27 protein-coding genes are annotated in these 23,025 nt (G+C 44.9%); 5 read left to right on the forward strand and 22 right to left on the reverse strand.

Features of this window, described 5'->3' with window-relative positions:
* Window positions 1-95 precede the first annotated feature (95 nt).
* Both ACZIX4_RS19415 and ACZIX4_RS19420 read left to right on the forward strand, forming a co-directional pair.
* Complete coding sequence (locus ACZIX4_RS19415) at window positions 96-749, forward strand: metal-dependent transcriptional regulator (RefSeq protein WP_463337316.1); 654 nt, start codon at window positions 96-98, stop codon at window positions 747-749.
* A gap of 10 nt (window positions 750-759) precedes the next feature.
* Window positions 760-2,652: an Nramp family divalent metal transporter gene (locus ACZIX4_RS19420; protein WP_463337317.1), complete on the forward strand. Its 1,893-nt coding sequence runs from the start codon at window positions 760-762 to the stop codon at window positions 2,650-2,652.
* Between the two features lie 36 nt (window positions 2,653-2,688).
* Here ACZIX4_RS19420 and ACZIX4_RS19425 read toward each other — a convergent pair whose 3' ends face one another.
* The 8 genes from ACZIX4_RS19425 to ACZIX4_RS19460 all read right to left on the reverse strand — a co-directional run bounded on the left by ACZIX4_RS19425 (window position 2,689) and on the right by ACZIX4_RS19460 (window position 9,446).
* The gene (locus tag ACZIX4_RS19425) at window positions 2,689-3,777 is read right to left on the reverse strand and encodes an MBL fold metallo-hydrolase (protein WP_463337318.1); all 1,089 of its coding nucleotides are present in this window, start codon (window positions 3,775-3,777) and stop codon (window positions 2,689-2,691) included.
* 53 nt (window positions 3,778-3,830) lie between these two features.
* Window positions 3,831-4,211 carry a septal ring lytic transglycosylase RlpA family protein gene (locus tag ACZIX4_RS19430; protein ID WP_463337319.1) on the reverse strand — a complete coding sequence of 127 codons (381 nt, stop codon included), beginning with the start codon at window positions 4,209-4,211 and terminating at the stop codon, window positions 3,831-3,833.
* A gap of 1 nt (window position 4,212) precedes the next feature.
* Entirely contained in the window at window positions 4,213-4,692 is a 480-nt protein-coding gene (locus ACZIX4_RS19435) for a septal ring lytic transglycosylase RlpA family protein (protein WP_463337320.1), read from the reverse strand.
* A gap of 83 nt (window positions 4,693-4,775) precedes the next feature.
* A complete protein-coding gene (locus tag ACZIX4_RS19440; protein ID WP_463337321.1) occupies window positions 4,776-5,216 on the reverse strand; it encodes a hypothetical protein in 441 nt (146 codons plus the stop codon).
* A 306-nt stretch (window positions 5,217-5,522) separates the two neighbouring features.
* Entirely contained in the window at window positions 5,523-6,338 is an 816-nt protein-coding gene (locus ACZIX4_RS19445) for a hypothetical protein (RefSeq protein ID WP_463337322.1), read from the reverse strand.
* Between the two features lie 3 nt (window positions 6,339-6,341).
* Entirely contained in the window at window positions 6,342-8,459 is a 2,118-nt protein-coding gene (gene feoB / locus ACZIX4_RS19450) for a ferrous iron transport protein B (RefSeq protein WP_463337323.1), read from the reverse strand.
* Window positions 8,460-8,468: 9 nt separating this feature from the next.
* Complete coding sequence (locus ACZIX4_RS19455) at window positions 8,469-8,702, reverse strand: FeoA family protein (protein ID WP_463337324.1); 234 nt, start codon at window positions 8,700-8,702, stop codon at window positions 8,469-8,471.
* 51 nt (window positions 8,703-8,753) lie between these two features.
* Window positions 8,754-9,446, reverse strand: coding sequence for an SCO family protein (locus tag ACZIX4_RS19460; protein WP_463337325.1), 693 nt, complete (start codon window positions 9,444-9,446; stop codon window positions 8,754-8,756).
* Between the two features lie 176 nt (window positions 9,447-9,622).
* Here ACZIX4_RS19460 and ACZIX4_RS19465 point away from each other — a divergent pair, with 176 nt between their 5' ends.
* Both ACZIX4_RS19465 and ACZIX4_RS19470 read left to right on the forward strand, forming a co-directional pair.
* Window positions 9,623-11,680 (forward strand): M13 family metallopeptidase, encoded by a 2,058-nt coding sequence (locus tag ACZIX4_RS19465; protein ID WP_463337326.1) that lies wholly within the window; start codon window positions 9,623-9,625, stop codon window positions 11,678-11,680.
* Window positions 11,681-11,920: 240 nt separating this feature from the next.
* Entirely contained in the window at window positions 11,921-12,583 is a 663-nt protein-coding gene (locus ACZIX4_RS19470) for a response regulator (RefSeq protein WP_463337327.1), read from the forward strand.
* A 69-nt stretch (window positions 12,584-12,652) separates the two neighbouring features.
* Here ACZIX4_RS19470 and ACZIX4_RS19475 read toward each other — a convergent pair whose 3' ends face one another.
* The 9 genes from ACZIX4_RS19475 to ACZIX4_RS19515 form a co-directional block, all read right to left on the reverse strand.
* Window positions 12,653-13,441 (reverse strand): Rossmann-fold NAD(P)-binding domain-containing protein, encoded by a 789-nt coding sequence (locus ACZIX4_RS19475; RefSeq protein WP_463337328.1) that lies wholly within the window; start codon window positions 13,439-13,441, stop codon window positions 12,653-12,655.
* Entirely contained in the window at window positions 13,442-13,792 is a 351-nt protein-coding gene (locus tag ACZIX4_RS19480; RefSeq protein ID WP_463337329.1) for a DNA gyrase inhibitor YacG, read from the reverse strand.
* Between the two features lie 2 nt (window positions 13,793-13,794).
* Window positions 13,795-15,513, reverse strand: a complete 1,719-nt coding sequence (locus ACZIX4_RS19485; protein WP_463337330.1) for a GNAT family N-acetyltransferase — start codon at window positions 15,511-15,513, stop codon at window positions 13,795-13,797.
* Window positions 15,514-15,770: 257 nt separating this feature from the next.
* Window positions 15,771-16,580 (reverse strand): tetratricopeptide repeat protein, encoded by an 810-nt coding sequence (locus tag ACZIX4_RS19490; RefSeq protein ID WP_463337331.1) that lies wholly within the window; start codon window positions 16,578-16,580, stop codon window positions 15,771-15,773.
* Between the two features lie 7 nt (window positions 16,581-16,587).
* Window positions 16,588-17,088, reverse strand: a complete 501-nt coding sequence (locus ACZIX4_RS19495) for a hypothetical protein (protein ID WP_463337332.1) — start codon at window positions 17,086-17,088, stop codon at window positions 16,588-16,590.
* Window position 17,089: 1 nt separating this feature from the next.
* A complete protein-coding gene (locus ACZIX4_RS19500) occupies window positions 17,090-17,824 on the reverse strand; it encodes a DUF2625 domain-containing protein (RefSeq protein ID WP_463337333.1) in 735 nt (244 codons plus the stop codon).
* Between the two features lie 25 nt (window positions 17,825-17,849).
* Window positions 17,850-18,557, reverse strand: a complete 708-nt coding sequence (locus ACZIX4_RS19505) for a class I SAM-dependent methyltransferase (protein ID WP_463337334.1) — start codon at window positions 18,555-18,557, stop codon at window positions 17,850-17,852.
* A 2-nt stretch (window positions 18,558-18,559) separates the two neighbouring features.
* Complete coding sequence (locus ACZIX4_RS19510) at window positions 18,560-19,279, reverse strand: SIMPL domain-containing protein (protein WP_463337335.1); 720 nt, start codon at window positions 19,277-19,279, stop codon at window positions 18,560-18,562.
* Between the two features lie 24 nt (window positions 19,280-19,303).
* Window positions 19,304-19,657 carry a 2-dehydro-3-deoxyphosphooctonate aldolase gene (locus ACZIX4_RS19515; RefSeq protein ID WP_463337336.1) on the reverse strand — a complete coding sequence of 118 codons (354 nt, stop codon included), beginning with the start codon at window positions 19,655-19,657 and terminating at the stop codon, window positions 19,304-19,306.
* Window positions 19,658-19,849: 192 nt separating this feature from the next.
* Between ACZIX4_RS19515 and ACZIX4_RS19520 the strand changes: the two genes are divergently transcribed.
* Entirely contained in the window at window positions 19,850-20,182 is a 333-nt protein-coding gene (locus ACZIX4_RS19520; protein ID WP_463337337.1) for a single-stranded DNA-binding protein, read from the forward strand.
* A gap of 150 nt (window positions 20,183-20,332) precedes the next feature.
* On the opposite strand, the gene ACZIX4_RS19525 is transcribed toward ACZIX4_RS19520, so the two are convergent.
* The 5 genes from ACZIX4_RS19525 to ACZIX4_RS19545 form a co-directional block, all read right to left on the reverse strand.
* Complete coding sequence (locus ACZIX4_RS19525; RefSeq protein ID WP_463337338.1) at window positions 20,333-20,875, reverse strand: 3-hydroxyanthranilate 3,4-dioxygenase; 543 nt, start codon at window positions 20,873-20,875, stop codon at window positions 20,333-20,335.
* Window positions 20,876-21,047: 172 nt separating this feature from the next.
* Window positions 21,048-21,524: a methylated-DNA--[protein]-cysteine S-methyltransferase gene (locus ACZIX4_RS19530; protein WP_463337339.1), complete on the reverse strand. Its 477-nt coding sequence runs from the start codon at window positions 21,522-21,524 to the stop codon at window positions 21,048-21,050.
* 31 nt (window positions 21,525-21,555) lie between these two features.
* Entirely contained in the window at window positions 21,556-21,756 is a 201-nt protein-coding gene (locus tag ACZIX4_RS19535) for a helix-turn-helix transcriptional regulator (RefSeq protein WP_463337340.1), read from the reverse strand.
* On the reverse strand, window positions 21,746-22,225 hold the full coding sequence (locus ACZIX4_RS19540; RefSeq protein WP_463337341.1) for a hypothetical protein: 480 nt from the start codon (window positions 22,223-22,225) through the stop codon (window positions 21,746-21,748). Before ACZIX4_RS19540 ends, ACZIX4_RS19535 begins: the two co-directional genes overlap by 11 nt.
* Before the next feature lie 164 nt (window positions 22,226-22,389).
* Window positions 22,390-22,872: a DUF1573 domain-containing protein gene (locus tag ACZIX4_RS19545; RefSeq protein WP_463337342.1), complete on the reverse strand. Its 483-nt coding sequence runs from the start codon at window positions 22,870-22,872 to the stop codon at window positions 22,390-22,392.
* Between the last annotated feature and the right edge of the window lie 153 nt (window positions 22,873-23,025).

Raw genomic sequence — 23,025 nt, forward strand, 5'->3', positions numbered from 1 at the left:
ATAACAGTATTTTTAGTTTAATCTAAAAATATTTTTAAACCTGAAAATATTTGGGTACATTTGTTTTTATTGCTTTAAATCTGTCCATTAGATAAATGACACATTCTGAAGAGAATTACCTTAAGATAATTTACCACCTTTCGCAGCAAACCGGGAAAGGTGTAAGCACCAATGCCATTGCTGGCGTTATGGAAAGCAAGCCGTCATCGGTGACCGATATGGTACAGAAACTGGCCGAAAAAGGACTTGTAAACTACGTAAAATACCAGGGCGTACTGCTTACAGAAGCCGGTACCTTTGCCGCGCTTATGATAGTGCGCAAGCACCGCCTGTGGGAGCTTTTCCTCGTGGAAAAGCTGGGCTTCAGCTGGGATGAAGTACACGATGTGGCCGAACAATTGGAACACATAAAATCGGACAAGCTGATAAACCGGCTCGATGAATTTATGGGCTTCCCTACCGAAGACCCGCACGGCGACCCGATACCCGACCCACAGGGAAACATTGCATCGGTAGAAAAGAAACTGCTGTCTGAAGTTGCCGCATGTAAAAACGTGATTTGCGTGGGCGTAAAGGACAGTTCGGCGCCGTTCCTGCAATACCTGGACAAGCAGCAGATAGCCCTTGGCGCCACCATACACGTGCTGGGTCGCGAGGATTTCGACCTTTCGGTGAACATCCGTATTAAAGACCGGGAACTTACCGTGTCTAATAAAATAGCCGGAAACCTTTTTGTAAAACCCGTATAACATTTAGCTTATGCCAAACAAAAACTCACACTCGCTGGAGGAAGTACACGAGTCGGTAAACGCAGGCCAGAATGTTACCGGCTGGAAAAAGATATTTGCCTTTTTTGGACCCGCGTACATGATCAGCGTGGGCTACATGGACCCTGGCAACTGGGCTACCGATATAGAGGGCGGAAGCCAGTTTGGCTACACCCTCATCTGGGTGCTGCTTATGAGCAACATTATGGCACTGCTGCTGCAAAGCCTTAGTGCGCGCCTGGGCATTGTTACACGTCGCGACCTGGCACAGGCATCACGCGAAACGTATCCTAAATCCATCAACTTTTTCCTGTACCTCCTGGCCGAAGTGGCTATTGCCGCCTGCGACCTTGCCGAAGTATTGGGTATGGCCATAGGGCTTAACCTGCTCTTCAAGTTACCCCTGCTGTGGGGTGTAAGTATTACAATGCTTGATACCTTTTTACTCCTTTTCCTAATGAATAAGGGGATTAAGAAAATGGAAGCGTTTATCATCGGGCTTATCAGTATCATCGGGCTTTCGTTTTTGGCAGAAATGTTTTTTGCCAAACCCGATGCAGGCGAAATTGTAAAAGGCCTGGTACCCGAACTGCCCAATACCGCTGCGCTTTACATTGCCATAGGCATTATTGGGGCTACGGTAATGCCGCACAACCTGTACCTGCATTCGTCATTGGTACAAACCCGTAAGTTCGACCGTACGTTCCAGGGGATAAAACAGGCCATACGCTACAACCTTATCGACTCGGTTATAGCGCTTAACCTTGCATTCTTTGTAAATGCCGCGATACTGATACTCGCGGCTGCGACTTTCTTTACCAATGGACTGCATGAAATAGCCGACATACAGGATGCCCATAAACTATTGGAGCCCATGCTGGGCAGCAGTGCGGCTGTGTTATTTGCGCTGGCGCTTATTGCCGCAGGGCAAAGCAGTACCGTAACGGGTACACTTGCAGGGCAAATAGTTATGGAGGGTTACCTGAGTTTGCGTATACAACCGTGGGTACGCCGCATAGTAACCCGCCTTATAGCCATAGCTCCTGCGTTTATAACCATACTGTATTTTGGGGAAGATTCTACCGGGGAACTGCTGGTGCTGAGCCAGGTGATACTGAGCCTGCAACTGGGCTTTGCCATAATACCGCTTATCCATTTTGTGAGCGATAAAAGCCGCATGAACGAGTTTGCCATAGGCCCGGTTACAAAAGCTGCTTCGTGGATTGTAGCAGCAACTATCGTGGGGCTTAATGTGAACCTTGTTTTCGATAAAATAAGGGGCTGGATTGAAACTTCTGCCCACCCGGTATACATCTGGGTGTTTGTGGTGCCAATAGCCGTTGCAGCAGCCGTTTTATTGCTTTACATCACCATAGAGCCGCTGGTGCGCAAAGGAAGGGCTGTGGGCAGCATAGTACCGCACCTTACCCCGGCTGCCCTGCGTACATTGCCCGAAAAGCAACCGTACCGCAACATAGCCGTGGCACTCGACTTTAGCCGTACCGATGAAAAAACGCTTTCCAGCGCGTTGCAGCTTGGCGGTAAAGAGGCGAAATACACGCTGATACATATAGTAGAAACTGTGGGTGCCATGCTGCACGGCGACCAGGCACAGGACTATGAAACCAATACCGATATGGAGTACCTTACCCGCTACCGCAGCAGCCTTGCCGAAAGTGGTTACAATGTGGATACCCAACTGAGTTTTGGCAGCCCAAAAAAGCAGATACCAAAAGTGGTTAACGACAACGGCACATTTGATATACTGATACTGGGGGCACACGGGCACAACCTGTTTAAAGACCTGGTTTTCGGTACTACGGTAGATGCCGTACGCCACAAAGTAAAAATACCGGTGTTGATTATAAAGGACGGGCATAAATAGAAATATAAGAGCGGGTAATTAACCCGCTCTTATATTTTATACAATTTCCCGCCACCATTTGTGGATGGTGTTTTCCTTATCAAGATATATCTTCTCCCCTATCATGGGTGTAATAAGCGGTTGCGCCTGTTTTTCGGCTTCTGTAACGGCTCTTTCTATAGATTCGTCCCAGGAGTGCAGTGCAAGCGAAAACTTGGCCCAGTGTACCGGTAAAAGCGTTTTAGCGCCAAGCTGCTTTGCTGCCGTTACCGTTTCTTCGGGCATCATGTGTATGTGGTGCCAGGCTTTGTTGTACTGCCCGCATTCCAGCAGGGCAAGGTCAAACGGGCCGTGCTCCTTCCCTATCCGTTCAAAATGCGTATCGAAACCGCTATCGCCACCCAGGTACAGCCTGAATGACGGGGTTTGCCAAACGGCAGAAATAAACAACGTAACATTCCGCTTAAAGCCGCGCCCGCTAAAGTGGCGTGCCGGCTGGGCGGTAAACGTAAACCCACCGAATGCTGCACTTTCGTACCAGTCCAGTTCCGTAATAATATCGGGGTTATAGCCCCAATGCTCCAGGTGGGCACCGGTACCGAGGCCGGTTACTACCTGTTTCACTTTTGGGAGCAGTTTTTTTATGGTTTTATAATCCAGGTGGTCCCAGTGGTCGTGCGAAAGGAAAAGGAAGTCGATTTCCGGCATATCATCTACACCATAAGCATCGCTACCCTTAAAAGCTTTTACATTGCCTATGGGCGATGCATTGCCGCTAAAAACAGGGTCAGATAATAACGTCTTCCCATCTGCCTGAACGAAGTAAGAGGAATGCCCGAACCATACCAGTACATTTTCATCCCTGGGCAGGTTCTTCAGGTCGGTCTTTACGGTAGGGATGGGTTGCGTGGGTATTGCACGTTTACTTTTACCAAAGAAAAACTGGTACAATATCTTCCCCATAGAGTAGCCCTCTGCAAGCTGTGGGGTATAACTCAGGTTTTCGAAAACACCGTTTTTATAGTGCGGGGAGGCAAGCATGCGTTCAAGGCGTTTGCCGGTAGGTTTTGCACCGAACTCAGGCCGCTGCATAAACAGGTATACTGCAAGTACAAGTACTGCAATAACCACAATAAGAGTAATCATGGTGAGATGTGATAAATTACATCAAAGGTATCGAAAAAACAAACAGGGTGATGTTATTTGGCAATTTCCAGTGACACGGTAAGTTTGCCGTGTGTTTTCTTGTCGGAAATTTCCATAAAGGCTTTTTTGGTAAGGTCTATATCATAGCCTTTAGTGAATGGCCCGCGGTCGTTTACGGTAACCACAACCGATTTTCCGTTTACTTTATTGGTCACCTTAAGTTTGGTGCCAAAAGCCAGCTTCGGGTGGGCAGCTGTGTATTTACTGTTACTGAAAATTGCACCGCTGGCAGTCTTCCTGCCGTTAAATTTATCGGCATAGTAAGTAGCCACGGCACTTTTTTCATACATGGAAAAAGCAGCTTTTTTAGCACTGCCGCAACTTGTAAGCACAAGCGATACAACAAGGAGTAAAAAAGCTGCCTTTTTAGCCATATTATTTTTTTCCGATGATTTCTATTTTCACCTTAAAGCTGCCGCTTCCTTTTTTAGAAGCTATTTCCATGAAGGCCTGGCGTGTAAGGTCTATTTCGTATTTTTTACTGTAAGGCCCGCGGTCGTTTACCTTTACATCTACGTATTTACCATTGTTTTCGTTGGTAACCCTAACCATGGTGCCAAAAGGCAGCCTCATGTGGGCAGCAGTATACTTAGAATTGTGGAAACGCTCGCCGCTAGTAGTCTTGCGGCCGTTAAACTTATTGGCATAATAAGTAGCCAACACGCTTGTTTTATACAGGGTCAGGTTTTCTGAAGCGCCTTTGGCTTCCTCGCAAACAGCATCCACCTCAGTGGTATCGGGCGATTTTGTTGTAGTACTTACCGTAGCAGGCGCCTCATTAGGTACCGCTGTAGTAAAGGCAGTTAGTATGAAAAGAAGTACTGCTGTACTGAAAATAATTATGCTATTCTTCATAGATAAAATATTTTTGTCCGTTAGTTACACAATTTACCATACCAAAGAACATATACGGCCAGACGTGGCCACAATAAACGGAACTATCCTATCCAGGCGCTCCACGGTATCCTGCTAAGCAGTAATACCAGTCCGATGGCATATAACACAGCTATCTTCTTAAATTTAGCTGTATCGTCCTGAGCCTTTTTATGTTTAGACCAACCAATGGTTATCAGCGTAAGCGCAATGATGTTTATAAGCGGGTGCTCTACAATATAAAGCCTCAGGGTGCTGTCTTTCATGGCGGCTCCCATACCTATCTGCTTAGCAGTTGTAAGGTAAGGCGACGTAAACAGCATAATAAGCCCCAACAATAACTGTACGTGCGAAAAAATCAGTGCAAACAGGGCTATCTTACGGTCGTTTGGGGTAAACGGCTTCTTTTTAGAAAGCCCTACAAACGAGTTTAGCGATGCTATAAGCAGCAGGCCCAACACTCCGTAGGCCCAAAATGAATGCAATTCTTTAATTGAATCGTACATAGTTTTCTAAATGTTCAGGAACGCAAATATAGGGATTACAACGACAAAAAACCGCAAACAATTGCCTCACATTCAGCAAAACAAGCTTTTTTATATTGATTCTAAATAATATTAATACTGAAAATCAGTGTTTTACAAGGAGTTTGCAACAATGTTAATTTACCGCTCCTAAAACCGTATTAGTGGCATTTGCAGTCGTCATCACCGCAGCCTGCCTTTTTCTTTTTGGGCCAAAAGAACTTTTTTACAAGAAAAGCGGCTGCCAAAATTACCAGCCCGTATGTTATTATATCCTGTATCATAACCTTAAAAATATACGCCCCCGCCAAGGGACAAAAAGTTGTAATGCGGTGAGCCGATAACCTGCTGCTCAAAACCACCGTTTATATAAAACCGTTTTATGTGGTAACGCACAGCCAAATCATACGCATGTACCGGCTGGCTGTTTATCCACGACCATTTGGCTGATGCCAGCAGGCTGATGTTTGCCGGAAGGAACATTTCGCCATTAAAGCCAAAACTGAAACCACCGCGGTCTACACCACTACCTACATAACTCATGCCAATTGTCCAACCCAGGTTAAGTTGTGGCATACGCAGGCGGTCGTACCCTAAGTTAAAATAGTACAACGACAGGTCGTGGTTACCCGTAGGAGTCTGTTGTTCAAAGATATGATAATAATCGGCATCAACATAAAATGCACGGTGCGGCCTTAGCTTAACTTCCAGGTGGTTTGCAAACTGGTTGCTGTTGCGGTACAGGAAGTTATCCTCTACATCTATACGGAACCTGTACTTAGGCTGCTGCTCTATCTCGGTAAAGTTACCAGTAAGTTCTGTACAATACGGGTAGGCCGAAAGATTGTTGTACAGGTGGTCTTCGCTGCTGTACTTGCCTATCAGGCCATAACGGAATACTGCAAGGGTAATATCAAGGAACAGGCTGGTATCTTCAGGGTCTACCTCATCGTCATCGTTACTCTTACGCGACGTACTGTTATTCGAAGAAGATGAAGACCCTCCGGAAAGTTCTTTCCTGGAAGTTTCTACTTTGCTTTGCGCCAAAGTACTGAACGGCACCAGCACAAGCGCCAGCATTGCAATAAAGATGGTTGGTTTCATGGTCTATTTCAGGAATTGGTAGGCTAATAACGATACTATGTAAGCGAGCGAACTCATGCTTACTAATTGTATTAACGGCCATTTCCACGAATTAGTCTCTTTCTTTGTAATAGCCAGCGTACTGATGCACTGCATGGCAAAAGCATAGAACAATAACAGCGACACCCCCGAAGCAAAGTTGAATACTTTTTTACCGGTAACCGGGTCTACCTCAGCAGCCATTTTCTGGCGGATGGTGGCTTCTCCACCGTCTTCATCGTCAGAGCTGCTGCCTATATTGTATATGGTAGCCAGTGTACCCACAAATACCTCACGTGCGGCAAATGACGATACTATGGCTACGCCTATTTTCCAGTCGTAACCCAGCGGGCTTATGGCAGGCTCTATGGCCTTACCGGCTATACCAATGTAGGAATGTTCCAGCTGGTACGACTTCACTGCATCGTCAAACTGTTTTTGCGGAAGCAGTTGTAATTGCGGGTTTTGCATGGCAATTTGCGAAGCATTCTTAAAATCATCGCCGGGCCCATGCGAACCCAAAAACCAGATGATTACTGACAGTGCCAATATTATTTTACCGGCTCCCAGTACAAAAGCCTTGGTTTTTTCTACCACGGTTATGGCTACGTTTTTGGCAAGGGGTAGCTTATAGTTGGGCATTTCAGCCACAAAGAAGCTTTTATGCTTCAGGTCGAGTATCTTGTTCAGTATCCAAGCGGACAGTACAGCAGCACCAAAGCCCAAAAGGTACAGCGCCATAAGCACCAAACCCTGCAGGTTAAAGAAGCCTAATATTGTTTTCTCGGGGATGATAAGCGAAATCAGTATGGTGTATACGGGCAGGCGCGCACTGCAGGTAACAAAGGGCGTTATCAGCATGGTGATAAGGCGCTCGCGGGCGTTTTCTATATTCCGTGCCGACATAATGGCCGGTATGGCACAGGCCGTACCCGAAATAAGCGGTACCACGCTTTTGCCGTTAAGCCCAAAGCGTTTCATTACCTTATCCATAAGGAATACCACACGGCTCATATAGCCGCTTTCTTCCAATAGTGATATAAAGAAGAATAAAAATGCAATTTGTGGGATAAAAATAACCACCCCGCCTATACCGGGTATAATACCCTGCGTAATAAGGTCAGTTAGCTTACCGGGTGGCAAATGCTCAGACGTAAACCCGGCCAGCCATGCAAAACCCTGGTCTATAAGATCCATGGGTATCTCGCTCCACGAGAAGATACTCTGGAAGATGAGCATCAGCACCGCCACGAATATTACATAGCCAAACACTTTGTGGGTAAGCACCCTGTCCAGTTTTGCACGCAGGTCGTTTGCTTTACCGGCATCTACGGTTTGGCCTACTTTAAGGACATTGTTTATAAACTGGTAACGTTTTATGGTTTCCTGCTGCTGCATGCGCTTCAGGTCCGACTTACTTTTGGTTTCAAACGAACCCTGTATCTCCTTACGGTCCAGCCTCCCGAAGTTTACGTCCTGTGTAATAACCAGCCACAGCTTGTACAACAGCTGGTTCGGGAATTGTTTGCGCAGGTGGTTAAAATACTCAGGGTCTATACTGCTAGCATTAAGGCACGGTTCTGTAGCCAGGCCTTTGTAGTTAAGCAGCAGGTCTTTAAGATGGTCTATACCCGTACCTTTGCGGGTACTTACCAGCGCGATGCGGGTTTTCAGGTGGTTTTCAAGGTAGGGTATATCCAGCGAAATACCTTTCTTTTCCATACGGTCGGCCATGTTAACGACCAGTATGGCAGGTATTTCAAGGTCTTTTATCTGGGTAAAAAGCAGCAGGTTGCGCTTCAGGTTTTCTACATCGGTAACTACAACGGCCACATCGGGGTAATCCTTGTCGTTCTTGTTCATCAGCAGCTCTATTACCACGCTTTCGTCCATAGAACTGGCGTTGAGGCTGTAAGTGCCGGGCAGGTCTATTACCTCACCTTTTATGTTTCCGGGAAGTTTGCAAACACCGCTTTTACGCTCTACAGTAATACCGGGATAGTTACCCACCTGCTGGTTAAGGCCCGTAAGCTGGTTAAAAACAGATGTTTTACCAACGTTCGGGTTGCCTATAAGGGCTATTTTTATAGTATTACCGGCCATTCAAAATAATTACTCCGTTATTATTATAACGTCTATTTCGGCAGCGGTTTCCTTACGAATGCTTACGTGGCTGTCGCTAACGTTAATGTATATGGGGTCTCCCAGCGGGGCTATTTGCAAAAGTTCTACCTCATTACCGGGCAGGCAACCCATTTCCAGTAATTTAAGCGGAATGGCATCCACATTAAAGTGGGTGATTACGGCTTTCTGGCCTTTGCGAAGCTGGGCAAGATTTGTTTTCAACCTTATTTAGAATAAATTCAGATTACAAAAGTAACTAATAAAACATTACAATCATTCATTTTGGCTTAACCATTTAATGTCCTCCAAAAGCTGGGTTACGTTTTTAGTACCATCTTCGGTAGGCTTGTCCAGGTTGGTGCCGTCATAAAACCCACGGATACGACCTTTTTTATCTACCAAAATAAAATTTTCGGTATGTACCATGTCGTAAAGTTCATCACTATTAGCAGTTTTTACAGCAAGGTAGCTTTTACGGGCTATATAGTAAATGTCTTTTTTATTGCCCGTCACCAGGTTCCACTTACCGTCTATAGCGCCTTTCTCGTCAGCATAAGCACGCAGTACCGGCACGCTGTCTATATCGGGCGTTACCGAGTGTGAAAGCAGCATTACATCGGGCATTGCCTTTATTTTATCCTGTAGCCACGCCATATTGTTGGTCATCTTGGGGCAAATGGTCTGGCAGGTAGTAAAAAAGAAATCGGCCACATATATCTTCCCTTCATAATCTTTTTGGGTAACCACCTTGCCGTTTTGGTTGGTAAATGCAAATGGCGCTATGTGGTGGTGGTGCGCTATGGCAATGATACTGCTGTCGGCCAGTTCAGGGTTTACATCGGCAGGGCTGTATATTTTAAGGGTCTTTTGCGGCTTAAGGACATTATAAAACAACGTAAGTATTATTGCCGAAAGCACTATAAATACAACTATTATGATGCGGTATTTTTTAAGGAACGAAGACATTCTTATTATTTTTTTACAAAGGTATGGAAGAAGAAGGTTATACGGTTATTTGGTTATGCGGTTATTCGATGTTGAAGATGTTAATAATGATATGATGCGCCTTGTCGCGAATAACCGCATAACCAAATAACCGAATAACCCCTTATATTTGCCTTGGTTAATAAAAACACAAACAAATGAAACTACTAACAAATGTAAAATATGCTACCGTGGCGCTTGCGGCGGGCAGTGCATTTTGCAGCTACAACGCAACTGCCCAGCAAAAGCCGGGCATTAACCTGCAGTATATGGACACTTCGGTAAAACCGGGCGACGATTTTTTCAGGTATGTAAACGGCAAATGGGTAGACGCAACCCAGATTCCGGGTGATAAAACCCGCTGGGGAAGCTTTGACGAGCTTCGCGAAAACACCAATAACGATGCCCTTGCCATACTTAAGGAAGCCGCAGCCGATAAAAGCCTGAGCGCTACCAGCGACCAGGGCAAGGCAGCCAGCATGTACCGTACCATTATGGATACCGTGGCCCGCAACAAGGCCGGTATAGCGCCGCTGCAACCGTACCTGAAACAAATTGACGCCATTAAAGATGTGAAGTCGCTTCAGGCGTTCCTTGCACAAATGGAACTTGAGGGCGGTATAGGTTTCTTTGGCATTTACATTGGTGCCGATGCCAAAGACAGTAACAAAAACGTAATTACCCTTGGACCGGGCAGGCTGGGCCTACCGGACAGGGATTACTATACCAGCGAAGATGCCGACAGCAAGGAGAAGCGTGCCAAGTATGAGCAGCACGTAGCCCGTATGCTGGCATTCATTGGCTATAAAGAAAAAGATGCAGTAGCCGCTGCAAAGAAAATAATGGAGCTGGAAACTTCCCTTGCCACACCTATGCTGGACAGGGTAGCCCTGCGCGACGACCGCGTTACTTACAACCCTATGTCGCTTGCCGAACTGCAAAAGCTAACCCCGTCTGTTAACTGGCAGGGTTACTTTACTGCTATCGGTATACAAAACCCTGGTACTATAGTAGTAGCGCAGCCTAAATACATGACCGCGCTGGAAGATGTGTTTAAAAAGAAAGACGTTGCCGCATGGAAAGACTACCTTAAGTGGGCTATGCTAAGGAGGTCGGCAGGAAGGCTTTCTACCAACATAGAAACGGCCAACTGGGAGTTTTACAGCAAAACCCTGCGTGGTGCGCTTAAAGAAGAAAAACGTGATAAAAACGCGCTTCAGGTTGTAAACGGTGCTTTGGGTGAAGCCCTTGGTAAATTATATGTTGCCAAAAAATTCCCGCCGGAAGCTAAGGCTAAAGCCGAAGCCATGATAAAAAACGTAATGCTGGCTTTTGAAAACCGCATTAACCGCCTGCCGTGGATGGCTAAGTCTACCAAAGAAAATGCCGTACAGAAACTAAACAGGCTTACTGTAAAAATAGGCTACCCAGATAAGTGGAAAGACTATTCGGGACTAACCATCACAGCACCTGAAAAAGGAGGTACTTATTTTTCTAATGGCGTAAGCATTGCAAAATGGAGCTGGAAAGAAGATGTGGAGAAACTGAAAAAACCGGTAGACAAGACGGAATGGGGTATGGCTCCGCAAATTGTGAATGCTTACTTTAACCCGTCTTACAACGAAATTGTATTCCCTGCTGCTATACTACAGCCGCCGTTCTATGATTACCGTGCCGATGAGGCCGTTAACTACGGTGGTATAGGTGCTGTTATAGGCCACGAAATTTCGCATGGCTTTGACGACAGCGGTGCCCGTTATGATGCTAACGGTAACCTTGTAGACTGGTGGAGCGAAGAAGACCTGAAACAATTTACAGGCCTTGGCGGCGACCTTGCCAGCCAGTACAGCGCCCTGCAACCGTTACCGGGTACGTATGTAGACGGTAAATTCACATTAGGTGAAAACATTGGCGACCTTGGCGGTGTTAACGCTGCTTTCGACGGGCTTCAGCTTTACCTTAAAGAAAAAGGTAACCCTGGCCTTATAGACGGCTTTACTCCGGAACAACGCTTCTTTATATCTTGGGCTACGATATGGCGTACCAAAATGCGCGATGAAGCCATAAAGAACCAGGTGAAGACCGACCCGCACTCGCCGGGTATGTACCGTGCCTATGTGCCGCTGCAAAACGTAGATGCATTCTACGAAGCGTTTAAGATTACACCAAATCAAAAACTATATGTAACGCCCGATAAGCGTGTGAAAATATGGTAATAAAAAATGGCCGCTCTTTCAAGGAGCGGCCATTTTTCTTTTGAGGGCATTTCGTAAAGGATAAAATCTTAATTTTAACACTTCAAGAAAACCAGGCCCGCAGGTTTTAACAGCCTCATTACAATTTATAAGAAAAGGGTTACATTATTTTTATAAATAACGATTTAATTGCGGATTTTCCGCAACTTGCGTATTTGTATAAGCTGTAAATTTGCGCTGCCAATAAATAAACCGCCCCAATTGAGCAACACATTACACGTCCTTGCTGTAGATGACCACGTTGTGGTTTTAGAAGGATACCATTATATGTTTCAAAACCTTGATCATAAACATGATCAGCTTACGTTTATGAAAGCCCGCAATTGCGAAATGGCCTATAAGACGGTTATGGCCCACAGGCACCAACCGTTCCGCCTGGCGCTGCTGGATTACAGCATTCCGCAGTACGAAGATAAAAAACTGTTTTCAGGAGCCGATGTAGCCATGCTGATACGTAAAACCATGCCCGATTGCAAAATAATGCTTATGACCATGCATAAGGAAATAGACATTATAGCAAACATACTTGAGACAGTGCAGCCGGAAGGGTTTATAAACAAAAGCGATTGCAGTACCGATGAACTGCTGCATGCCTTTAAAGAAGTACTGGCCGGTAATGTTTTTTACAGCAAAGCCATATCTAATTACCTGAAGCGTAAGGAAAAAGGTATAGTACTGGAAGATATAGATGTACGTATAATACTGCTGCTGGCAAAGGGTATAAAAAATAAGAACCTGAGCAATTACATACCGCTTAGCGACAGTGCCATAGAAAAACGCAAATACCGTATAAAACGCCTCCTGGATATAGAAGGCAACGATGAAGACCTTATACACGAAGCCCGCTCGCAGGGATTCATATAAAAGATATATATAAGCCCACCAAATTAAATGTTATTTTTAATGCCCGTGCATACAACTATGTACGGGTTTTTATTTGAAAACGAACCCCAGCCGCCGCAATAGCCTGTCCTGCCCTTTTACGATTTTCCCTTTGGCAACACCCTCTGTAAAATGCGGCAGGGGTAATCCAAGTTCCTGTGCTTTTTCAGTATAATATTCTTTTCGGGTTTTGACAGAAAGTGTTACAGCAGTAAATACTTCACCCCAATCGTTTCTTTCAATAATCCGGCTAATGATTTCAATGCAATCATCACGATGTATAAGGTTTACCGGGCCGTGCGGGTTTTCTATGTTTTGCCTTCCGGCCAAATGATATACCGGGTGGCGCTCACCGCCTACCAATCCCCCAAAGCGGACGATAGTGGTTTTAAAATCCGGTGAATTTTGCAGCAATTGCTCTGCAGCCAATACCTGTTTACCGCTTTCGGTTTCAGGATTGGGCAATGTGTCTTCAGTTACAACAGCAATGCCCGGCGCATCGGCATATACGGATATGGAGCTTGTGAACAATACCTTCAGTATGCCCACCGCCTTTATGTAAGGTAATAAAACACTTAACTTATCAGCATAAGTAATACCTTCTCCTGCACGCACCTTCGGAGGTATGGTAATAATCAGCGCATCACTTCCGGATAAAAAATCCGTAATTATTGATGCATCGGGGTTAATCAGGTCGATACAATACGGCTGTATGCCTTCGACCTTTAATAATGGTAGTTTTTCTGTAGTAGTTACCGAACCTTTTACAATATGGCTGCCTGTAAGTTCTTTTGCCAGTGGTAGCCCCAACCAGCCGCACCCTAATATGGAAATCTGCATCTATAAAGTTTTCTTTACCAGTATAAAAAAATCGTTGTCCAGTGGCATGTAGCCCTGCTCGTACACAAAGTAGTAGGTATTCCCCGTCTTGGTTTGCAGTATGTTGGTAAAAAACGCAAAGTCAAACCCGCGTTCATCAAGGCGGTTGCGGGTGGTCTTGGTTTTACCCTCCACATTCAGCTCGCTCAGTATACGGTAATTGCGGCGTAGCTTGTTGTTTACGTTCCGCATGTAGTTGTTGCTGTCCTTATTTATTTTGTTGTTCCAGGCATTGCGGCAGGCATCACTGCAAAACTTCTTGTCTTCGCGGCCTATAATCTTTTCGCCGCACTCAGGGCAGGTCTTTTCCATGCTTATTTATTGGTTTTTCTGGCAGGTTTGGTGGTATCGGTGGCCTTAGCAGCACGCGTACCGGTTGTTTTAGGCGGCTTGGCAGCAGCAGCCTTTACCGGTTTATCTTCGGCTTGGCGCGGGGCTTTAACTTCGGTGGTTTTATCGGTAGTGTTCTTCACTTCGTCTGACGGTTTTTGTGCCGCTGCCGATTTCCTCAGCTTATACAAATCCTGCCTGCGGTCTTTCAGGATACGCACACTACCAAACTCGTGCAATTCACGCAGTAAATCCAGGTCAACGTCTACAATAATGGTCATTTCGGTATTTGGGGTAGCCTCGGCTTTAATACCGTTACTCGGGAAACTGAAATCAGAGGGCGTAAACACCGCCGTTTGCGCATACTGGATGTCCATGTTGTTTACCCCGGGAAGATTGCCCACGCAGCCCGCTATGGCCACGTAGCACTCGTTTTCTATGGCGCGTGCCTGCGCGCAATGGCGTACACGGGTATAGCCGTTTTGTGTATCGGTAAGGAACGGCACAAAAAGTATCTCCATACCTTCGTCGGCCAGCAGGCGGCTCAGTTCGGGGAATTCCACATCGTAGCATATGATGATGCCTATTTTACCGCAATCAGTATCAAACGTCTTTATTTCGTAGCCGCCCTTCATACCCCAGTAGTTAACCTCGTTCGGGGTGATGTGTATTTTGGTGTACATTTCGCTGGTACCGTCGCGTTTGCAAAGGAACCCCACGTTGTACAGGTTGCCGTTTTCTACCAAAGGCATGCTGCCGGTAATGATGTTGATGTTATACGAAATGGCCATTTCCTGGAAACGCTTGCGTATCGGTTCGGCATAGCGGGCTATTTCGCGGATGGCATCGGCTTCGCTAAGGTGGTTAAAGTCGGCCATAAGCGGTGCCACGAACAACTCCGGGAACAGTGCAAAATCTGCCCCATAGCCCGAAACTGCATCAATAAAAAACTCTGCCTGCTCAAACAGTGCTTCCACATTAGCCAGCGGGCGCATTTGCCACTGTACCAAGCCAAGGCGGATAACACTCTTACGGGCGTTGATGAGCTTAGGGTCTTTTTCGTAGTAGATGTTGTTCCACTCCATGAGTACGGCGTAGTCCTGGCTGTCGTTATCGCCCTCCAGGTAATTGCGCATAATCTTGATTACGTGGAAATCATTGCTCAGCTGGAACGACAGCACCGGGTCGTAAATCTCCTTCTGGCGTACTTTGTCTATATATTCCTTAGGCGTAAGGTCGTCTGAATGTTCAGAAAAATGCGACATACGCCCCGCGAAGATGATGCTTTTAAGGTTCAGTTGTTCGCACAGCTCCTTACGGGCTTCGTACAAACGGCGGCCAAGGCGCAGGCCACGGTAGGCCGGGTCAATGAACACGTCTATACCGTACAGCACCTCACCTTCATAGTCGTGTGTATCGAAGCTGTAATTGCCCGTTATTTTTTCGTAGGTATGGTTTGCAGTGGCTTTTTTATAGTCGACAATAAGCGAAAGGGCGCTGCCCACCACCTTGCCGTCTACCAGCACTACCAACTGGCCTTCGGGGAATATCCTGAGCAGGCGTTTTATGTCGCTGAGCCCCCAGTAAGGTTCTTCCATTTCCATATCGGCATCGGTGTAGGCATGCTGCATAGAAAGGCGGAGTTCTTTATAGTCTTCTATACGGAGGTTGCGGAGTTCTACTTTGGTGATTTCTGTTTGCATAACTTTCTTCTGTTTAATTTTTACCACAAAGGGCACAAAGCTTTTTCACCACGAACACAAGGTAGCATCTTCGGTGGAGGGACACGAGGCTTTGCGAACAGTTTACCTCCTGACTTTCCTGGTGGTAAAATTCTTTAGTGGTTAACTATAAAAGTAAATATACAAAAACCATTCCGTTTGTAAACGTTTGTTGGTGGTTAAGAGGGTGTTAAATTAACAACATCATCTAAAAGGAGAATCAAGTAGGAGAATTATGACTACTTACAATACTGTTCCATTTCCGGCAGTGGTTTTTGCCCTAATTGCAAAGCCCTTTTATAGTCTTCACAGGCTCCGGCTCTGTCTTCTAATTCCAGCTCTACTGTCATCCTGTTCCATATTGCCTGCAGGTGTTTCGGGTCTTTATTTATTACCACACTAAAATCTTCTTTGGCTCCTTTATAATCTTTAAACAGTGCCCTGGCCTGCCCCCTGATATTATATCCCCTTATGTCTTCCGGGCTAAATGCAATGCCTTTTTCAGCATCAGCTAATGCCTCTTTGGTATTGCCAATATAAATATGCGCTGCCGCCCTGTTTATATAAGCATTACCATTTTGCGCATCATGGGCTATATACTTATTGAGGTCGTCCAGGACGCTTAAATACAATTTAAATTCTGAATTACAATATGCCCTGAACAGGTAGGAGTCGTAAAACTTCGGGTTGAGATTGATGCTTTTATCAAAATCCGGAAGCGCACTACGGTAGTCTTTCATATAATACTTTGAAACACCCCTATTGTAAAACACCAAAAAATCAGTATCATCAAGCACTATAGCCATATTGTAATCTAACACAGCCGAAGCATATTGTTTAAGCATAGACTTGGCAAATCCCCTGTGATGCAATGCCTGTGCACTGTTAGGGTTTATGGCTATCGCCTTATCGTAGCTTTTTATTGCTTCGGCATATTGGCCTGCCTTTGCCAATTCCCTGCCCTTTTCGGCATACGAATTTGCCTTGTCATTTTGGGAAAATGCCATGACAGAAATGAACAGGCTAAAGACAAGTAAAAATGGTTTCATAATTGGTTTAATTGCAGGTGGTTAGTTTATTTGCATCAATAATAATCATTTTTGTTTTCCAATCGAAAGAAAAATCCTTTACCTGCTTTTGAACATCATTACAGGTAAATAGTATATAATCTTTATCTAAAAGGGATTTATGTTCGTAACCTAAAAGGTTAGCGTAATGGTACACTGGATAATAATCGCTCTTCTGCTCGGCTGACAGTAACTTATACTCGTTTATATCGATACTTTTCATCATAGGAAGTTCAATAATGCCTAAATTAAGCCCTTTCAAGCCCTTAGGGATATTGGTTATTTTGAACTTAATATTAGCCACATCAAAAACAAGTTCGGTAACGGGTTTATCACCCGATAAGGCTATTGAAAAATTGCCATCCAAATCTCCGCCCCCAAACTGGTCGATAACCGGTGCACTAAATCCATCCATATAGAACTGCCCGCTGATTTGGGCGGTAGCCAGATATGAAAGGCCGCAGAATATTAATGTAAATAGAAGCTTCATTTTATTTCAGTCCAAGTTGTTCCCTAAAATGTATTGTAAGGCCATAATGCTCCTCAACCGGAACAGCCTTACGTGAAGATTTATTAATATCTTTTCCCTCTTTGGTCCACAGATATGGGTAAAAACTAAACACTTTGTCTGTTGCAAGTGATTGGATATCTTTTTCCCAGCCCGTCCAACGCAGGTTTTCATAAAAAGCAGTCAAATTACCGCTGAAACAAAATGTAATAAATTCACTATACGATAAATCCAGTGGTTCAAACTCTAATGAATCAGGCGCCAGATAATATATTTTGCCGGTATCTGAACCTAATCCACCACCGTTAAGCAGGAAAAAACCACCTACAGCATCGTCTGCCACTAACCAAAACGGGGCTCCCTGCCCGTAAGTTGTGATTGACTTTCCAAGGTTCCAGCCGGATAACGACCTGTTTAAGCGGGTACTTCCCGAACCCAAAATCCTAATCCATCCACCGTCTATCAATATACCTCCAGTCTCAAAGATAATTGCACCCATAGGTGAACGTGTAGTGACCTGTGTGTTATACAAAGCATCATGCGCCTTAACCTTATCAACAGGTAAAACCTCAACCTTGTTTTTAGCTTCTTTTATCCATTCAGAAACAAACACCCAGCCCGGGTCTTCATTGTTTATCAGGTCATTTATGGGACGCATATTATTTTGTGAGAAGGCGTTAATTGAAATGAGCAAAACACCTATGATTATATTTTTCATTATTATGAGGTTTCAGTAACCCTATCTACTTCACTCCCCCAAAAGCCCCGAAACACATATTCTTATGCAGGATCTCGGTTTTGGTAAAGCCTACACGTTTCATCAGGTCAAGCTGGTACGTCATACTTCGGGGTGAGTCTTCCATAGCAATATAGTCTAAAACATGCTGACGGTAGTCCGGGCCGTTTACGCCTTCCAGGTAATCGCCGTAGCGCTCCCAGATGTACCCGGTTATAGCATCGGTTTCCTGGGTTACCAAATCACTAATCATAAGGCAGCCGCCCGGTTTCAGCAGGCTGTACAGCTTGGTAAAGGTGGTTTCCCAGTCGGCATCGTCGCGCAGGTGGTGCAGCACCGCCCCTGCCAGTATAATATCGAAGCTTCCTTCTTCCAGCCCCGCCTCACGGATGTCGGCACAAACGGTAGCCACACTGCCCGTAGTATTTGGGCTAACGCGTTCCAAAGCCCTTGTAAGCATCGGCTGGCTCAGGTCGAGCAATGTACAATTCAGGTTGGGCAGCTTGCCCAGCATCATCAGGGTATAGTTACCCGCGCCGCAACCTACATCAAGTAAATTTACGGCATTGGGTACAATGCGTTTCGCCGATTCGGTTATCAGCTCCAGCGATATTTTGGCATCAATGGTAGACACCTGCCCCGTGTCAAGGTTGCTGAAACGTTCCACATCGTTATCAAAGCGCTCGCGTATTTGTGCTACGGTAGATTTCTCCATGGCTATTTGCTTATTTCGTAAATGATAGTAACCTCTTCTTCCACTTCCTTGTCTGTCAATTCCGTGTTTCCTAAAACTGTGCCGTCCATATAGCGTGGCGACCTCGACACATAATATTTATCAACACTACCCCTGTAATAGCGTGTATCGTTATTTCCTTTAGATATGCTCTTTACACCCGTAATACTCACACCCAGTGCCTTGGCCATAGCATCAGCATTGGCACGGGCATCGGCTATGGCTTTTTCCACAAGGCCGGCGGCCGTAGCTTTTTGCAGCTCTTCAGACAGTGCCGTAGTATAGTTTACAGTAACATCCTGGTACTTGCCCGATTGTAGTTCGGTATACACCATATCAAGCAGTTTGTTATCCAGCTTCATGTCTATGGTAAGTGATGCCGATGCCGTATACGATTTCTTCTCCGGGGCAGAACTGCTGTAGCGGTCGTTACTGCTTACAGAATAATCGGCAATTTTTATGGCCTTATCCGGCACGCCCGATTTTACAAGGTATTGTTTCACGGCAGTGGTTTCGGTATTTAGCGCTTTCAGGGCTTCTGCCTCAATGTCATTGCGCTTGCGTACTTCTATTTTAATGGTTACCACATCGGGTTTTACCTTAGCTTTTGCCTTGCCTTCGGCTACAAGTTCGCTACTTGGTTTGGCTGTCTGTGCAAAGGCAGCACAGGCAACAAACAGGAATAAAAGGAAGTGTTTTTTCATGGTTTGTATAAATTATATGGGATTTTATTTCATTAGAAAACCTTTAGGAGCCATCAGCTTATCACTGTCATACATGTTTATGTACAGGCTTACAGTATCGCCTTTACCTTCATAAGTTACGCGGTAAATATCAAGCATTCCACTTCCCATAATACCATTTTTAGTTTCAAACGGGCAGCAGCTTCCCCTGCGGTAAAACGATACTGCTTCTCCATTTGGCCCGGTTAACGAGTTAAGGTATTTACGTTCCATAACAGGGCCGTTACTTACTCCCCCAACTTTTATAGGATTTTCCTGCGAATAACCGTAGTCTGAACCTGCGGTAGTTGATGCATTCTTTGTACCCGAACAGGCAAACACTATTCCTGTTAAACTCAATAAAATAAGGCATTTTTTCATGATTAACACTGATTGGTTAATATTTATACAAACGTTTACAAATGGCTACAACCGATAATAAGCGGTTAATTACCGATTGTGGGTTGGCGGTTGGCGCAACTTTGCAATGTGATTGAAAGATACACAGATAACCTATACATATAACGTTAACTTTTAAATTTCTTATACGCCATGAACACATTAAAAAACAGGGTACAGCTGATAGGCAATGCAGGTAACACCCCGGAAATAAAAACCTTTGCCGACGGTAAAAAGCTGGCACGCCTTACCGTAGCCACTAACGAAAGCTTTTATAACGATAAGGGCGAAAAAGTAACAGATACCCAGTGGCACAATGTAACCGCCTGGGGAAAAACCGCAGAGATTGTGGAAAAATACGTAACCAAAGGCAAAGAACTGGCCCTTGAAGGGAAGCTTACCTACCGCAGCTACGACGCCCAGAACGGCGAAAAGAAATACATTACTGAAATAGTAGTGAGCGAAATTATTTTATTCGGGAGATAGCAAAACCAACCGCGCTTAACAACCCAACCAATTTGTAATGCTTTGTTGCCCAACAGTACCAACCAAATGTAAAAAGCACGGGCTGCACACAAACCATAACGGGTAATGATGCAGTCCGTGCCGGGTGACAATGGACAAAAAAAGTTATTGTTATTCCTCTTTGGCTACATAGCGTTCATCAGCCGGGAGTACGTGCCCACAGCTTTTACAGGTACGCAGTTCTTCCGAATTATAAAAGTGCTTGTAGTGCGGCAGGAAGTCCTTTTCTATATTATGCAGTTCGAAGTATACTTCGTGTAGTTTGTGGTTACAGTTGTCGCAAAACCAAAGCAGCCCGTCGGTAAAGCCACGGCCTGCCCTTACACGTTCTATCACAAGGCCTATGGATCCTTCGCTACGCACAGGGCTGTGCGGTACTTTGGCGGGGTGCAGGTACATATCACCGGCATGCAGTTCCATCTCCTTACGCTCGCCTTCGTCCTGCACTATTACCTTTATACTGCCTTCCAGCTGGTAAAACAGTTCTTCGGTTTCGTTGTAGTGATAGTCCTTACGTGCATTAGGCCCGGCAACTACCATAACTATGTAATCATCGGCAAGCGGGTATATATTCTTGTTGCCCACCGGTGGTTTCAGCAGGTGGCGGTTATCATCAATCCATTTATTCAGGTTAAAAGGCGGGGTCAGTGCCATAGTTTTTTCAATTTGAAATTATAAATTATCAGTTACGGATTTAAACAGGCTGAATCCAACATAAAATTACGGCTTTCTGCCGCACCACCGCTGACTTTTATCAGTTTTTTACAGAAGTTTATTTAACTGAAACCTGCAACCAATAACAAATATAAAATTGAAAAATAACCTGCTAAAACAGGCTTTGCTGTACGGGTGGGGTTTCGTGTTCAAGCAGCCATTTTTTGCGCCACAACCCACCTGCATAGCCCGTAAGCGAACCGTCTGATCCTATAACCCTGTGGCAGGGTACTACAATCCACAATGGATTTTTTCCGTTTGCCGATGCTACGGCACGTATGGCTTTTACATCGCCCAGTTTAATGGATAATTCCTGGTATGATGTTGTGGCCCCAAACGGAATATTTACCAGTTCCTGCCATACCTTTTTCTGGAAATCGGTGCCGTATGGGTTCAGCTTAAAGGTAAAGTCCCTGCGGCTGTTGCCAAAGTATTCCTGCAGCTGGGTTACGGCCTCCTCCAAAATATTTGGTACATCCGGTACAGCATTGGCCACGTCACCATCGGTAATGCTGATGCGGCTGATGCCGTTTTCATCGCCTTCTATAATGGCCGTGCCGAGGGGTGTGGTTATAAAAGCCTTTTGCATTGCAATAGTTTTTTATGGCTAAGGTACGGTTTTAATCGCCTTCTTCCAGCGTAAAAAACTCGTTTACCGCTATACCGAACAATGCCGAAAGCTTCAACGCCAGTACCGTGCTGGGTACGTACTTACCGGCCTCCATGGCATTTATGGTCTGTCGGCTTACGCCTATTTTGTCGGCCAGCTCAGCCTGGGTGAGGTTGTGTATGGCACGTTGTACTTTTATACTATTCTTCATAGGGCGAACGGTTAAGCTGATACATTTTCCAATTGAACCTGATGATAAAAAACAAAAGATGTGTAAAGATGGCAAAAACCAGCGCCTGTATAAACACAAGGCCGTAGATAAATATTACACAAAGCATAAATACGGCATAATTAACATAGGTAGCCCATACAAGGCTTTCCAGGCGAATCTTACTGGTCATTTCATCTTCAGTTTTTTGTTTGGAGAAAGCAAAGATAAGGCCGCTTATTACAAACAGCAGCATGAGTATTTCATCGGAAACATCCTGCCGGGTAATAACAAAATATTCGTCGGTTGAAAAAAGGTTTTCCTTTAAGATCGCGAATACCGGAAGGTTGATTTCAAAGCTTTCGAAAAGGCTGGTGTTAAACAGAGCCAAGACGAGGATAGTAAGGGTAGCTGCAAACACAATACCGCTTGCCCATTTGTAGCGGTACGGAAATAAATACGCTGTTTTCATAATGGTTGATTTTTAAAGTTATATTCAAATGTAAAATAAAATTTTCATAAAGTAAAAAATACTTTACATTTTGTAAAACGAACCATTCAGTGTGTTTATTGTACCGGGCATAAAAAAACCGCCATACTATGTATGGCGGCCATTATATAGTAAGCTTACCTTAATTACTGGTTAGTAGTTGCAGGAGCGGCAGGAGCAGCTTCAGGAGCATTTACTTTACCTTTAATGGTAAGAATTTTGTTTTGGTCTGTATCATTTGTAGTTACAGTGATCGTCTTGGTGAAAGGGCCAGGGTTAGCAGCGTTGTAAGTAGCTGTTACGTTTCCTGTTCCACCCGGTTTAATAGGCTCTTTTGTCCAGTTTGGAGTAGTACATCCGCAAGAAGCCTTCACGTTAGTGATAAGGATGGTTTCTTTTGAAGTGTTTTTAAATGTAAACTCATAAGTAACCGGCTTACCTTTTTCGATATCGCCAAAGTTGTGTACATCTTCTTTAAAAGCAAGGCCTGTAGGTTTTTGCGGAGCAGGTGCAGCAACAGCAGCAGGAACCGGCGCGGCAGCAGCTTTCTTAGCAACTTCCTGAGCGCTTACAGTAGCAGATACAAATAGCGCGGCAGCAGCTAAAAATGTTAGTTTAAGGGTTTTCATAATTAATTAAATTACTATTAGTTAATAAATTCTCTCTAATTTTCAGTATCACAAATATATTACCTTATCGGCTGCTTTTTGTTAACCGCTTTTAAAGTCTTGTTAATGACATGTTAACGGCTAAACAAATTTACTGCAAAAAAAGCAATACCT

It is taken from the genome of Flavobacterium niveum, assembly GCF_055231775.1.

Coding starts and splice junctions, on each gene's coding strand:
- ACZIX4_RS19415 (WP_463337316.1), top strand. CDS start 96: ATGACACATTCTGAAGAGAATTACCTTAAGATAATTTACCACCTTTCG.
- ACZIX4_RS19420 (WP_463337317.1), top strand. CDS start 760: ATGCCAAACAAAAACTCACACTCGCTGGAGGAAGTACACGAGTCGGTA.
- ACZIX4_RS19425 (WP_463337318.1), bottom strand. CDS start 3,777: ATGATTACTCTTATTGTGGTTATTGCAGTACTTGTACTTGCAGTATAC.
- ACZIX4_RS19430 (WP_463337319.1), bottom strand. CDS start 4,211: ATGGCTAAAAAGGCAGCTTTTTTACTCCTTGTTGTATCGCTTGTGCTT.
- ACZIX4_RS19435 (WP_463337320.1), bottom strand. CDS start 4,692: ATGAAGAATAGCATAATTATTTTCAGTACAGCAGTACTTCTTTTCATA.
- ACZIX4_RS19440 (WP_463337321.1), bottom strand. CDS start 5,216: ATGTACGATTCAATTAAAGAATTGCATTCATTTTGGGCCTACGGAGTG.
- ACZIX4_RS19445 (WP_463337322.1), bottom strand. CDS start 6,338: ATGAAACCAACCATCTTTATTGCAATGCTGGCGCTTGTGCTGGTGCCG.
- feoB (WP_463337323.1), bottom strand. CDS start 8,459: ATGGCCGGTAATACTATAAAAATAGCCCTTATAGGCAACCCGAACGTT.
- ACZIX4_RS19460 (WP_463337325.1), bottom strand. CDS start 9,446: ATGTCTTCGTTCCTTAAAAAATACCGCATCATAATAGTTGTATTTATA.
- ACZIX4_RS19465 (WP_463337326.1), top strand. CDS start 9,623: ATGAAACTACTAACAAATGTAAAATATGCTACCGTGGCGCTTGCGGCG.
- ACZIX4_RS19475 (WP_463337328.1), bottom strand. CDS start 13,441: ATGCAGATTTCCATATTAGGGTGCGGCTGGTTGGGGCTACCACTGGCA.
- ACZIX4_RS19480 (WP_463337329.1), bottom strand. CDS start 13,792: ATGGAAAAGACCTGCCCTGAGTGCGGCGAAAAGATTATAGGCCGCGAA.
- ACZIX4_RS19485 (WP_463337330.1), bottom strand. CDS start 15,513: ATGCAAACAGAAATCACCAAAGTAGAACTCCGCAACCTCCGTATAGAA.
- ACZIX4_RS19490 (WP_463337331.1), bottom strand. CDS start 16,580: ATGAAACCATTTTTACTTGTCTTTAGCCTGTTCATTTCTGTCATGGCA.
- ACZIX4_RS19495 (WP_463337332.1), bottom strand. CDS start 17,088: ATGAAGCTTCTATTTACATTAATATTCTGCGGCCTTTCATATCTGGCT.
- ACZIX4_RS19500 (WP_463337333.1), bottom strand. CDS start 17,824: ATGAAAAATATAATCATAGGTGTTTTGCTCATTTCAATTAACGCCTTC.
- ACZIX4_RS19505 (WP_463337334.1), bottom strand. CDS start 18,557: ATGGAGAAATCTACCGTAGCACAAATACGCGAGCGCTTTGATAACGAT.
- ACZIX4_RS19510 (WP_463337335.1), bottom strand. CDS start 19,279: ATGAAAAAACACTTCCTTTTATTCCTGTTTGTTGCCTGTGCTGCCTTT.
- ACZIX4_RS19520 (WP_463337337.1), top strand. CDS start 19,850: ATGAACACATTAAAAAACAGGGTACAGCTGATAGGCAATGCAGGTAAC.
- ACZIX4_RS19525 (WP_463337338.1), bottom strand. CDS start 20,875: ATGGCACTGACCCCGCCTTTTAACCTGAATAAATGGATTGATGATAAC.
- ACZIX4_RS19530 (WP_463337339.1), bottom strand. CDS start 21,524: ATGCAAAAGGCTTTTATAACCACACCCCTCGGCACGGCCATTATAGAA.
- ACZIX4_RS19535 (WP_463337340.1), bottom strand. CDS start 21,756: ATGAAGAATAGTATAAAAGTACAACGTGCCATACACAACCTCACCCAG.
- ACZIX4_RS19540 (WP_463337341.1), bottom strand. CDS start 22,225: ATGAAAACAGCGTATTTATTTCCGTACCGCTACAAATGGGCAAGCGGT.
- ACZIX4_RS19545 (WP_463337342.1), bottom strand. CDS start 22,872: ATGAAAACCCTTAAACTAACATTTTTAGCTGCTGCCGCGCTATTTGTA.